Here is a 12,975-nt window from a genome sequence, read left to right as displayed (position 1 = left end):
AATGACAACATCCCCTGCTGCGCCCACACCGCCTGCGCCGCATCCTTTTACCTTTCGTCTGGCGATGGGCTTGCTTGGTGTGCTGATTGCCGCCCTTACTTCCGGCCTTAACGATCGCGTTAGCGATATGGCGCTGGCGGATCTGCGCGCCGCGACCGGCATCGATTACGCCACCGGCAGCTGGCTGGTCTCCGCCTATCAGGCGGCGGAAGTCGCAGCGATGATGCTGGCACCCTGGTTCGCCGTCACCTTCTCGCTGCGTCGCTTTACGCTCACCGTTTCGCTGGGCTTTGCGCTGATCGGCGCGCTGCTGCCGTTCGCGCCCAACGGCACGCTGCTGATCGCTCTGCGCGCGCTGCAGGGGCTGTTTGGCGGTGCGCTGCCGCCGATGTTGATGACCGTGGCACTGCGCTTTTTGCCGCCGCCGATCAAGCTGTTTGGCCTCAGTGCCTACGCGCTGACCGCCACCTTTGGCCCAAATATGGCCGCCTCGCTGGCGGCGCTGTGGACCGACAGCGTCGGCTGGCAGTTTGTGTTCTGGCAGGTGATCCCGCCGATGCTGATCGCCTGCTTGCTGACCGGCTGGGGCATTCCGCAGGATCCGACGCGCTATGAGCGTTTTCGCCAGATGGATCTGTTTGGCATGGTCACCGGCAGCGCCGGCATCGCTATGCTGATTCTGGCGCTGACGCAGGGCGAGCGGCTCGACTGGTTCGACTCACCGCTCTACAGCGGCCTGTTGCTGGCCTCGCTGGCCTGCCTGACGGTGTTTGCCATCAATGAATGGTTTCACCCGCTGCCGCTGTTTAAGCTGCAGATGTTGTCACGCCGCAATCTCAGCTTCGGCCTGATCGGATTATCGGCGGTGCTGGTGCTGACACTCTCCGGTTCAGCGTTGCCGTCGGGCTACCTGGCGCAGGTCTCTGGTTTTCGCACCGTGCAATTTGCGCCGCTGGCGCTGACTATCGGCCTGCCGCAGCTGCTCGTGGCGCCACTGCTGGCTGCCTTGTTGAATATCCGCTGGATCGACTGCCGCTGGATGCTGATCGCTGGTGCCACGCTGATTGCCGGTTCCTGCCTGCTCGGCACGCAGATCACCAGCGACTGGGCGCGCACCAATTTCTGGCTGATTCAGGCGATGCAGGCGCTGGGCCAGCCGATGATTATTCTGCCGATTCTGATGACCGCGACCAGCGTGGTGGCACCGCCAGAAGGGCCTTTCGCCTCGGCGATGTTTAATACCGTACGGGGTTTCTCCAGCATTGCCGCAGGCACGCTGGTGGAGTGGTTTCTGAGCCATCGTGAGCAGTTTCACTCCAATGTGTTGCTGAACGCGGCGGCGCAAAAGCCCTGGCTGCTCAGCGCTGAAAGCGGCGCCAGCGCCAGCGGTTCGCAGCCTTTTCTGGCCGATGGCAGCGTAAGTTCCGGCGAAAATCTCAGCCAGTTTGCCAGCATGGTGAAACATCAGGCGCTGGTGTTGGGCATTAGCGACAGCTACCTGATGCTGATCGGTTTTGCGGCGCTGCTGATCCTGCTCACCGCCCTGCTGCCGCGCCGCGTCTGGCCGCCACAAACTTTACTTAATTCTTCTACCACGAAAACGAGAATCTGATTATGTCTGCGATGACGACAACACGGCGCAGCGCGCTGCTGCTGGGCCTGCTGATAATTCTGCTGCTGATCGGCTGGGCGATCTGGCACGCCATCAATCAACACGATCGCCGCACCGATGACGCCTGGGTTACCGCGGATTACACACTGGTTGCGCCGAAAGTCTCAGGCTATGTCGCCACGGTAAACGTGCGCGATAACCAGCAGGTCAAGGCGGGCGATATTCTCGCCACGCTGGACGATCGCGATTATCGCGTGGCGCTGGAAACCGCGAGGGCAAATTTACAGGTCAGCGAGGCGCGGCATATTAGCGCACTGGCGCAGCTGGAGCAGCAGCAGGCAAACATCGACGAGGCAAAGGCCGCCCTGCTCGCCAGCCAGGCGACCGCGCAGTACGCCGGGCAGAATGCCGCACGCTATCGCCGACTGTTGCAAAGCGGCACCGCGACCGCGGACGAACAGGAAAAAGCGAGCTCAACCATGCGTTCATCTGCTGCCAGCGTGCAGCAGGCGCAGGCGGCGCTGAGCGCGGCGCAAAAGCAGGTTGGCGTGTTGCAGGCTGCGGTGCGTCAGGCGGAGGCGGACAGCGCGGCCGCCCAGGCGAATGTTGATCAGGCGACGCTGAACCTTTCCTATACGCGCATCGTTGCGCCAATCGATGGCATGGTTGGCCAGCGCGCAGTGCGTCAGGGAGCCTATGTCAGCGCGGGCACACGTCTGTTGGCGGTGGTGCCGCTGCAGGAGACGTGGATCATGGCGAACTATCTGGAAACGCAGCTGCGTGATGTACATCCGGGCCAGCCGGTATCGATTCGCGTGGATGCGCTGCCGGGCAAAACCTTCCACGGCCACGTCGACAGCATTGCGCCCGCCACCGGCGCCACCTTTTCCGCGCTCTCGCCAGACAATGCGACCGGAAACTATACGAAGGTAGTACAACGCCTGCCGGTGAAAATTGTGCTGGATGCTCATCAGCCCGATACGGCGCAGCTGCGGGTGGGCATGTCGGTTGTTCCGTCGATTGACGCGCCCTGATTGCGCTATTTATTTTTCTGACGTCGACGGGTAAATTAGCTGCCGCTCCCGCCCTGAGCAAAACGGGCACATGCGGTTCAGACGAGACTGAGCACGTTAGCGTTTTTTCCGGGAGGTACGTTCGTTTTGGCCGCCATCATTAAGAGGAGTGTGTGATGAAATATGCGCTGATGGGACTCTCTTTCTTCCTGTTGCTGTGGCTCGGCACGTTTCTGCTGATGCTGTGATCATCTGTGATAAAAAAGGCGACCCACGGGTCGCCTTTTTTTGGCTATTCCGCCGCGTCCGTTTTGCCCGGCAAAATACCCTCTGCCCGAAACATCGCCTTGATGCCGCGTACCGCCTGACGAATTCGGTCACTGTTTTCAATCAGCGCAAAGCGAACGTGCGTATCGCCGTAATCGCCGAAGCCGACGCCCGGCGACACGCAAACCTTCGCCTCCTGCAGCAGCAGTTTGGCAAACTCCAGCGAGCCGAGATGCGCATAGTGATCAGGAATTTTTGCCCAGACGTACATTGATGCTTTGGGCATATCTACCATCCAGCCCGCTTCGTGCAGTCCTTTCACCAGTACGTCGCGCCGCCGCTTGTACTGTTCGGCGATATCGCGCACACACTGCTGATCGCCTTCCAGCGCGGCAATCGCTGCCACCTGTAGCGGCGTGAAGGTGCCGTAATCGTGATAGCTTTTGATGCGGGCCAGCGCCGCCACCAGCTCAGGATTACCGACCATAAAGCCGATACGCCAGCCCGCCATATTGTAGCTTTTTGATAGCGTAAAGAACTCTACCGCCACGTCCCGGGCGCCGGGAACCTGCATGATCGACGGCGCTTTCCAGCCGTCGTAAACGATATCGGCATAGGCGAGATCGTGGATCACCAGCACGTTGTACTGTTTCGCCAGCGCTATCACGCGTTCAAAGAAATCGAGCTCGACACACTGCGCGGTAGGATTCGACGGGAAGCCGAGGATCATCATTTTCGGTTTTGGATAGCTTTCCCGGATCGCGCGCTCCAGCTCGTTAAAGAAATCGACGCCTGCCACCAGCGGCACCGAACGGACCTGCGCACCGGCAATTACCGCGCCGTAAATATGAATGGGGTAGCTGGGATTGGGCACCAGCACGGTATCACCGTGATCCAGCGTCGCCAGCATCAGGTGCGCCAGCCCCTCTTTCGAGCCGATAGTGACAATCGCTTCCGTTTCCGGGTCGATCTCCACGTCGTAGCGCTCGCCATACCATTTTGCGATGGCGCGACGCAGACGAGGAATGCCGCGTGAAGTGGAATAGCCGTGGGTATCGTCACGCTGGGCAACCTGACACAGCTTCTCAACGATGTGCGGCGGCGTTGGGCCATCAGGATTGCCCATGGAAAAATCGATGATGTCTTCGCCGCGCCGACGCGCAGCCATTTTCAGTTCAGCGGTAATGTTGAATACGTAAGGGGGCAAGCGTTCAATGCGGGAAAAACGACGAGACGAACTGTTATCAGCCATGATGTCCTCTGGATTACGTTAGCGCCCGGACCGTCCGAGCGACGTGGATCGCCTGAGCGATCGTCAAAACCATAACGTAGTCGCAACAAAATTGTCGAGAGACCGTCACGCTTTTTTTTAAGCCCGTGCGTTGAGTCGCCCAAAAACCCAGTCGTTGACCCATTCGCCACGCAGCAGGTAATTATCGCGCAGCGTGCCCTCCAGCAGAAAACCGTTTTTCTCCAGAATACGCCGCGATGCCCAGTTGCCTTCCACCACTGACGCTTTCAGCTTGTGAAACTCACACTCATTCAGCAGGAAATCGCATACCGCTGCCAGCGCTTCGCTGCCATAGCCCTGTCCGCAGACGTGCGGCAGCAAGGTGTAACCAATTTCCGCCTGAGCATAGGGCTTCCATTCGGCGTTGACGCCCATCATGCCTATCGCTTCGCCGGTGGCTTTCACCGTCAGCACCACGCAGAGCATATGAAAACTGGTTTTGAGCCACGGTGCCAGCCGGCTGGTAAAGCGCTGCTGTAGATCGTCGTCATCAGGCACGTCACCGATCCACTCCATGGTGCGCGGATCCTGATGTAACCGTTGAAACAGCGGCCAGTCGGTATTGTGCAGGCGGTTTATTTTTAGCCGCTTGGTAGTTAAGTACATAGTCTCATCCTGAAAACCGGAAAACAGCGATAGCGTAACCAGCAAGCGTGCCGGATTAACGCACCAGAATTGTCATTACTCTCCAACGCACGCTGGCAGCACCACTGGCGTAAGGTCGGCTAAACAGCGTAGCCCTTTTGTCAGCCGGTTACCGTGATCGCCGCAGTAACTCATCATGCTGATGCTGTGTGGACTGAATGACCGATGCCGATGCCGATGCCGATGCCGATGCTATATTTATGTATGTTGTAATCAAAACAAGTTATTCCACTTAATCCCCTTTTTCTCGCCAGGATTTCCTCTTATTGAAGAGATGAAACCGCCTTCGGATTGATATGGCGCGTGGAAACTGCATTCGCTGCCATTGTGCGCTGGCGCCCGGCGCGTGCATTTTTTATCATGGCCCTTACGCTTCTCTATGCCGGAATCTTTGTGCAAACCCACTTTGAAATGTTATTGGCGGTATTAGACCGCGCCGCGCTGATGCTGATCTGCCTGTTTTTTATGACGCGCACGCGCCAGTTTCGTCAGCTGCTGCAAAAAGAGGGGCATTCGCGCCAGGAAAAAATGGCGGTCACCGCCATTTTCTCGTTGTTTGCGCTGTTCAGCACCTGGTCCGGCATTAACGTTGATGGCTCGCTGCTCAATGTTCGCGTTATCGCCGTCATGTCCGGCGGCATCCTGTTTGGCCCATGGGTCGGCATCACCACCGGCGTCATCGCCGGGCTGCATCGCTATCTGATCGATATCGATGGCGTCACGTCGATTCCCTGCCTGATTACCAGCATTATTGCTGGCCTGGTTTCAGGCTGGATCCACCTTAAAATCCCTAAAAATCAGCGCTGGAGCGTGGGCATTGTCGGCGGCATGCTGTGTGAATCGCTGACCATGCTGCTGATTGTGCTGTGGGCAAAACCACGGTCGCTGGGGCTGGAGATCGTCTCAGACATTGCGCTGCCGATGATCCTTGGCGCTTCCAGTATTGGCCTGATCGTGCTGCTGGTGCAGAGCGTTGAGGGCGAAAAAGAAGCGATTGCCGCCCGTCAGGCCAAGCTGGCGCTGGAGATCGCCAATAAAACGCTGCCGTTGTTTCGGCAGATCAACAGCGAATCGCTGCGTAAAGTGTGTGACATTATTCGTCACGACATCAACGCCGATGCGGTGGCGATCACCAACACGCACCAGATTCTGGCTTACGTCGGCTATGGCGAACAAAACTATCACGATGGCGACGAAGGCATCAGCCCGACCACCGCGCAGGCGATCGGCAGCGGAAAAATCATTATCAAAAACAACGATGAGGCGCACCGCACGCCGGACATTCATTCAATGATTGTGATTCCGCTGTGGGAAAAAGGGGAAGTCACCGGCACGCTGAAAATTTATTATCGTCACGCGCATCGCATTACCTGGACGCTAAAAGAGATGGCGGTAGGGCTGTCGCAGCTGATTTCCACCCAGCTTGAAGTGTCGCGCGCGGAGCAGCTGCGTGAGATGGCGAACAAGGCCGAACTGCGGGCGTTACAGAGCAAAATCAATCCACACTTTCTGTTTAACGCGCTGAATGCGATTTCCGTGTCGGTGCGACTGAATCCCGATACCGCGCGCCAGCTGATCATCAACTTATCGCGTTACCTGCGCTATAACCTTGAATTAAATGATGATGAAAGCATCGATATCAAAAAAGAGCTGTGGCAAATCAAGGATTATATCGCCATTGAGCAGGCGCGATTTGGTGACAAACTCAGCGTGATTTATGACATAGATGAAGAGGTCAGCTGCACCATTCCCAGCCTGTTGATTCAGCCGCTGGTGGAAAATGCCATTGTGCACGGCATTCAGCCCTGCCGCGGCAAAGGCGTGGTGACCATCATGGTGCACGATCTGGGCAATCGCGTGCGCGTTGCGGTGCGTGATACGGGCAACGGCATCAGCGATGATGTGATCGCCCGCGTGGCAAACAATGAGATGCCGGGCAACAAGATTGGCCTGCTCAACGTACATCATCGCGTCAAGCTGCTGTATGGTGCAGGGCTGGAGATCAGTCGTCTGAATCCCGGCACGGAGATCGCCTTTACGCTGTCGAAAAATGGCCAGCTGCTGCCGGAACATAACTTTTTTCTGAATAACTGAAACGGAACCGACGACGTTGAAAGCCATTATTGTTGAAGATGAATTTCTGGCCCAGCAGGAACTAAGCTGGCTGATTGAGCAGCACAGCAATATCGACGTGGTTGCGCGTTTTGACGATGGCATGGAGGTGTTGCGCTATCTGCACCATCATCGCGTGGATGTGATTTTTCTCGATATCAATATTCCGTCGATGGATGGCGTGCTGCTGGCGCAAAGCGTCAACCAGTTTGCGCACAAGCCGTTGATTGTGTTTATCACCGCGTGGAAAGAGCATGCGGTCGAGGCGTTTGAACTGGAGGCGTTTGACTACATCCTGAAGCCTTATCATGAGGCGCGGATTGTCACGATGCTGCATAAACTGGAAGCGAGCTGGCAACAGCAGCAGTCGGGCAGCAACAGCGGAGCGCCTTCGGTGCCGCAAACGGTGAATTTAGCGAAAGATGAGCGGATTATCGTCACCGATATCGACGATATTTACTATATCGAAGCGCACGAGAAGCTGACGTTCGTTTATACCCGCAAAGAGGAATATGTGATGTCGATGAACATCACGGCGTTCTGCAGTAAGCTGCCGGAAAACCATTTTTTCCGCTGCCACCGCTCCTACTGCGTTAATTTAACCAAGATTCGCGAGATCGAACCCTGGTTTAACAATACCTACATTCTGAAGCTGCACGACCTGCCGTTTCAGGTGCCGGTCAGCCGCGGCAAAGTCAAAGCGTTTCGCCAGCTGATGCGGCTGTAGCGCGGGGCGTCGCCGCCCCGCCGTCGATCAGAGAATGCGACCCAGCGTCTGACGCAGATGCGCACCGGCGCCGAGCAGGCCCGGCTGATCGTGGGTGATCATATAAACCGGAATATTGGTTACATAATCCTTGAAGCGCCCTTTGTCTTCAAACGCCGCACGGAAGCCCGACGCTTTGAAGAACTCCAGGAAGCGCGGCACGATGCCACCCGCGATATAGACGCCGCCGAAGGTGCCCAGCGTCAGCGCCAGGTTGCCGCCAAAACGGCCCATGATCACGCAAAACAGCGACAGCGCGCGACGGCAGTCGATGCAGCTGTCATCCAGCGCCCGCGTTGAAACATCTTTCGGCTTCAGATTTTCCGGCTCGCGCTTGTCCGCTTTAACCACTGCGCGATACAGATTAACCAGACCCGCACCGGAGAGCACGCGCTCGGCCGACACATGGCCCATCTCACCGCGCAAAATACGCAGGATCTGATCTTCTTCTTCGCTGTTTGGTGCGAAATCGACATGGCCGCCTTCGCCTGGCAAGCTGACCCAGCGCTTATCTACGTGAACCAGATGGGCCACGCCTAAACCGGTACCGGCACCGTAAACGGCGATAGGTTTGTCCGCAACCGCCGCGTTACCACCAAACTGAATCACATCGCTGTCGGCCAGCATCGGAATCGCCATCGATACGGCGGTGAAATCATTGATGATTTCCAGATGCTCGAAGCCAAGGTTGGCTTTCATTTTGCTGGTAGAAAACGCCCAGTCATGGTTGGTCATCTCAACCCAATCTTCAGTGATTGGGCAGGCAATGGCGATACAGCCATCGATCACATCCTGCTTCTGGCTTTCCAGATAGTAGCGAATGACCGCTTCGAGGCTGGCATAGTCTGATGTTGAAAATGTCTCAATATGGGAAATCGTGCCAGTTTCCACCTCGCACAGGGCAAGGCGCGCATTGGTTCCACCCACATCGCCGACCAGGGCAAATTTTGTCATTCTTCTACTGCTCCGCTTGCGTCAATTCGGTTGAGGGACACTATAAATTTCCCTCCTTAAAACAACAACGCTCACCGGTACGAAAGGTGAGCGCGTCGGATAAAAAAAGCAGCCTACCCTGCCCGGCCTCTGCTCGCCAGCGGCAACTTTCCGAAACTGCACTCAGAATGGCTTCAGAGCAGACTTTTCTTGCGCGAAAACGCGCTTTGCTGTTCGGGTATGGCCGATCAGCCAGGGCGCTATAGCAAGTCTGGCACAGAACCTTAATTTTGGAAGTTGCGATCCGTGCCGAAAAGTGGAGTAGTGTAAACGTATACACTACGCTGTTTTTTTCATTACTGTGCCACTGACGGGAAGCTGCCATGCCTTATCATCCTCATGAATCACGCTATGAAACAATGGAATATCGCCGCTGTGGTCGCAGCGGTCTGAAGCTACCGGCGATCTCGCTCGGCCTGTGGCATAACTTCGGCGACAGCACGCGCGTCGACAACAGCCGGGCGCTGCTGCGTCACGCTTTTGATCGCGGTATCACCCATTTCGATCTGGCCAATAATTACGGCCCACCGCCGGGCTCAGCGGAAGAGAATTTTGGCCGCATCATGCGGGAAGATTTTCACGCCTGGCGCGATGAATTAGTGATCTCAACTAAAGCTGGCTACACCATGTGGGACGGCCCTTATGGCGACTGGGGATCACGTAAATATTTGATTTCCAGTCTCGATCAGAGCCTGAAGCGGATGGGCCTCGAGTACGTGGATATTTTTTATCACCATCGCCCCGATCCGGAAACGCCGCTGGAAGAGACCATGCGCGCACTGGATCACGTGGTGCGCCAGGGCAAAGCGCTCTATGCCGCGATCTCCAACTATCCTGCGGATCGCGCGGCTGAAGCGATCGCTATCCTGCGTGATTTAGGCACGCCGTGCCTGATCCACCAGCCGCGCTATTCACTGTTTGAACGCACGCCGGAACAGGGGCTGCTCAATGTGCTGGGCGAACAGGGTGTGGGCACTATCGCCTTTTCCCCGCTGGCGGGCGGTGTGCTTACCGATCGCTATTTGCAGGGTGTGCCGGATGATTCCCGTGCCGCCAGCGGCAGCCGCTTTTTGAACAGCGATCAGCTCACCGCAGAGAAGATGGCGAAGGTAGAGCGTTTGCAGGCGATTGCCGTCGAGCGTGGGCAAAAGCTGGCGCAAATGGCGCTGGCTTGGGTACTGCGTCATCCGCAGGTGACCTCGGTACTGATTGGCGCCAGCAAGACCGCACAAATTGATGATGCGGTTGATATGCTGACCAATCAGCACTTTAGCGAGGAGGAGCTGCAGCGTATTGAGGAAGCGCTGAAATAAGCGCAGGCTGACGCTATCAGCGGGCAATCGGTCGTGCCAGAATTATCTCAATTCGGACGTTTCAACGCTGTTTCAGACAGACAGCGCTGTGCAAAAACGGATTTCACCATAAAGTGACTTCACGGCGGAGCAATCAGCTGCCGACAAGGAGATAATATGAAACGAGCATTACTTTTTGCCGCTTTGCTGGCAGCGTTATCGCCTTTGGCTATTCACACAGCAGAAGCCAACAGTGCAACCATCGATCTGGCGCCGGGCGTCAGCCTGCGCCTCGGCGACCGTGATAACCGCGGTCATTATTGGGATGGCGGTCGCTGGCGCGACGGTCGGTGGTGGAATGACCGTTATCGTTACGATAACCATCGCTGGTGGCGCCAGGATGAATGGCGTCGTCAACAGGCGTGGGAGCGGGAACATCGCCGACGTGCCTGGGAACGGGATCGTTATGATTTCCGCGGACCGCCGCCGCCAGGCTGGCATCACCGGGGCCGCGATCGCGATCGTGATGGCTGGCGTGACGATGGTCATCGCGGCCGCGATAACTGGCGCGATGATCGCCATCACGATCGCCGTGGGCCATCAGACTGGGATCGCCATCGTTAATTAACCTCACGCCCTGTTTGTCTCTTGTACGTGGCAGACAGGGCACTGCAATAGCCGTTAATACGCCTCTGTTGTTGCTTTTCGTGATTATTCTCTGTCGGCTGCGTTTAAGCGTCATCGCTTTGTCACCGTGTTGCCATAAGGAATACTTATTCTCCCTGCCAGCTGACTTAGCTCAGACATATTATTAAATGTCATACACCAGGAAGTTTCCGACTTTACCTGATAACAGCGGCATTATAAAAAATATCAATACGCCTTATCCGCTAAGGATAATTCCTAAAACTAATATAACAACACGCTCAAAAACCCTGCAGAAAATAGAAATACACCTTTAAAATCAAAAAAATAAACAAATCCACTCTGATGACAAATCCCGCGAATTGATGCAATGAAGCATAAGACATTTTGAATAAGGAGCAGGCTATTTAGCTGCATGTTATATTCCTGCCACGCATATTATTAATATTTTCACAGGAGTTACCGTGGACATTAAATATCGTTCCGATATTGACGGCCTGCGCGCGCTAGCTATCGTGCCCGTTTTGCTTTTTCATGCCGGCTTCACCACCTTTTCCGGTGGTTATGTCGGCGTTGATGTCTTTTTCGTCATCAGTGGTTTTTTGATTACCTCTATTTTGCTGAAAGATATCCGTAACAATACCTACAGCATTCTCGATTTCTACGAACGACGCATTCGCCGAATATTTCCTGCCCTGTTTGCGGTGATTCTGTTTGTGTTGGTGGTGTCGCCGTTTGCCCTGCTACCGGATGATTATAGCTTCCTGCCTAAAGAGATCGCCGGTGCGCTGCTGTTTGTGTCCAATATTGTCAGCTGGCGCAAATCAGGCTATTTCTCCAGCGATGCCGAAGAGCGCCCGTTACTGCATACGTGGTCGCTTGGCGTGGAAGAGCAGTTCTATATTTTCGCGCCTATCCTGCTGTTCTTTATCATCAGTACGCTGAAGAAAAAGCCCGACCTGTTTTTGCTGGCCATTTTTGCCGCTTCTTTTTTGTTAAGTATTTTTCTTACCGAGCCAAAACCGTCAGCGGCTTTTTACCTGTTGCCTTCGCGCACCTGGGAATTAATGGCAGGTTCCCTGCTGGCGCTGAATCGCGTACCTAAAGCGAAAAGCGCTTTGCTGAATGAAGGTATTGCGCTGGCGGGTCTGCTCGCCATCGTTAGCAGCGTGTTTCTGTTCGATGCCAGCACTATTTTTCCAGGCTATGCCGCCGCGCTGCCGGTACTGGGTAGCGTACTGATCATCTACGCCGCGGAGAAAACGCTGGTTGGCAAATTGCTGTCGCTGAAACCCGTGGTCTTTATCGGCCTGATCTCCTATTCGCTTTATCTCTGGCACTGGCCGCTGATCGTCTTCTTCCGCAACTGGAATCTGCTACTTGATGACGGCGGACGTTGGTTAGTGGTTGCCGTATCGCTGGTGATCGCCACGCTGTCATGGCGCTTTATCGAGCGCCCTTTCCGCCATCGTGCCGCGTTCCCGGCGAAACGCCTGTACAAGTTCAGCGCCTGTGGTCTGGCTATCCTGATCGCTGCCAGCGCTGCAACCTGGAGTAAAGGCAGCTGGCCGGAGCGCTTTGATGCGCAAACGCTGAGCTTCATTTCTGCCCATCAGGACATCAGCCCCGCGCGTAGCAGCTGCCATTTTGGTGAAGGCGTGCCGGATACCGCAAAATATTGTCATTTTGGTGCGGCAAAGCCTACCGTCGCCGTCTGGGGTGACAGTCATGGCGTAGAGATCTCACGTGCACTGGGCAACAATAACGTCTCGCTGTATGAGATTACCTATTCTGCCTGCCCACCGGCGTTGGGCTTTCAGCTCGATGTTCGCCCGGATTGTATTGCCCATAATCAGCGTGCGCTCGACTTCCTGAAGGCGGATAAAGCGATCAATGTGGTTGTACTGGCCGCGCGCTATGAAGCCTATCCCACCACGTTTTACGATAATCTCAACCGCACTGCCGAAGCGTTAATTGCCAGCGGCAAGAAGGTGATTATTATGGGGCCGGTGCCAACGCCGGGGGTCGATGTGCCGAGTACGCTGGCGCGGGGTCGCGATCCTGAATTCTCATTCAGTAATCCGGCCTTCGCCAACATCGATAAGTACATTGACGATAACGTGGTGCGCTTTATGCCCTCTTCTGTGCTGTGCAAAGAGGACAAGTGCAGCATGTTAGTGAACGGTAAACCGTTGTTATTTGATAACAACCATCTGAGTATGCAGTCGGCTAACTATGTGGCAGGCTATCTGTCGCAGACCATTGCCAAACAGCAAGGTGTGGCGATCAGCCAGCCGCAGCAGGCGATGGCGCAGAATCGCTCCTCGCTGTAATAAAAA

The 12,975-nt window shown here is 55.7% G+C and carries 11 protein-coding genes; 8 read left to right on the top strand and 3 right to left on the bottom strand.

Annotation, left to right across the window (positions count from 1 at the left end):
• Window position 1 precedes the first annotated feature (1 nt).
• From ACJY2L_RS08655 to ypdK, 3 genes are all read left to right on the top strand, one after another.
• Window positions 2–1,612 (top strand): MFS transporter, encoded by a 1,611-nt coding sequence (locus ACJY2L_RS08655; protein ID WP_439212556.1) that lies wholly within the window; start codon window positions 2–4, stop codon window positions 1,610–1,612.
• A gap of 11 nt (window positions 1,613–1,623) precedes the next feature.
• Window positions 1,624–2,646, top strand: coding sequence for an efflux RND transporter periplasmic adaptor subunit (locus ACJY2L_RS08650; RefSeq protein ID WP_419190154.1), 1,023 nt, complete (start codon window positions 1,624–1,626; stop codon window positions 2,644–2,646).
• Window positions 2,647–2,801: 155 nt separating this feature from the next.
• A complete protein-coding gene (gene ypdK / locus ACJY2L_RS08645; protein ID WP_157883924.1) occupies window positions 2,802–2,873 on the top strand; it encodes a membrane protein YpdK in 72 nt (23 codons plus the stop codon).
• A 44-nt stretch (window positions 2,874–2,917) separates the two neighbouring features.
• On the opposite strand, the gene alaC is transcribed toward ypdK, so the two are convergent.
• A complete protein-coding gene (alaC, locus tag ACJY2L_RS08640; RefSeq protein WP_439212557.1) occupies window positions 2,918–4,144 on the bottom strand; it encodes an alanine transaminase in 1,227 nt (408 codons plus the stop codon).
• A gap of 117 nt (window positions 4,145–4,261) precedes the next feature.
• The gene (locus ACJY2L_RS08635) at window positions 4,262–4,789 is read right to left on the bottom strand and encodes a GNAT family N-acetyltransferase (RefSeq protein ID WP_439212558.1); all 528 of its coding nucleotides are present in this window, start codon (window positions 4,787–4,789) and stop codon (window positions 4,262–4,264) included.
• Window positions 4,790–5,239: 450 nt separating this feature from the next.
• Between ACJY2L_RS08635 and ACJY2L_RS08630 the strand changes: the two genes are divergently transcribed.
• Together ACJY2L_RS08630 and ACJY2L_RS08625 are read left to right on the top strand one after the other, a co-directional pair.
• Window positions 5,240–6,922, top strand: a complete 1,683-nt coding sequence (locus ACJY2L_RS08630; protein ID WP_272875004.1) for a sensor histidine kinase — start codon at window positions 5,240–5,242, stop codon at window positions 6,920–6,922.
• A 16-nt stretch (window positions 6,923–6,938) separates the two neighbouring features.
• Window positions 6,939–7,667, top strand: coding sequence for a LytR/AlgR family response regulator transcription factor (locus ACJY2L_RS08625; protein ID WP_225701450.1), 729 nt, complete (start codon window positions 6,939–6,941; stop codon window positions 7,665–7,667).
• Between the two features lie 27 nt (window positions 7,668–7,694).
• On the opposite strand, the gene glk is transcribed toward ACJY2L_RS08625, so the two are convergent.
• Window positions 7,695–8,660 (bottom strand): glucokinase, encoded by a 966-nt coding sequence (gene glk, locus ACJY2L_RS08620; protein WP_067432659.1) that lies wholly within the window; start codon window positions 8,658–8,660, stop codon window positions 7,695–7,697.
• Window positions 8,661–9,022: 362 nt separating this feature from the next.
• Between glk and ACJY2L_RS08615 the strand changes: the two genes are divergently transcribed.
• From ACJY2L_RS08615 to ACJY2L_RS08605, 3 genes are all read left to right on the top strand, one after another.
• Window positions 9,023–10,012, top strand: coding sequence for an aldo/keto reductase (locus tag ACJY2L_RS08615; protein WP_439212559.1), 990 nt, complete (start codon window positions 9,023–9,025; stop codon window positions 10,010–10,012).
• Between the two features lie 156 nt (window positions 10,013–10,168).
• Window positions 10,169–10,615, top strand: a complete 447-nt coding sequence (locus tag ACJY2L_RS08610; RefSeq protein WP_439212560.1) for a DUF2502 domain-containing protein — start codon at window positions 10,169–10,171, stop codon at window positions 10,613–10,615.
• Between the two features lie 485 nt (window positions 10,616–11,100).
• The gene (locus tag ACJY2L_RS08605; protein WP_439212561.1) at window positions 11,101–12,969 is read left to right on the top strand and encodes an acyltransferase family protein; all 1,869 of its coding nucleotides are present in this window, start codon (window positions 11,101–11,103) and stop codon (window positions 12,967–12,969) included.
• The last annotated feature ends 6 nt before the right edge of the window (window positions 12,970–12,975 follow it).

Origin of the sequence: Duffyella sp. Ts4, assembly GCF_051851875.1 — a bacterium.
Lineage (GTDB): Bacteria > Pseudomonadota > Gammaproteobacteria > Enterobacterales > Enterobacteriaceae > Duffyella > Duffyella gerundensis.
Note: the sequence above shows the minus strand (reverse complement) of the source record. Positions and strands in the feature narration are given on the sequence as shown.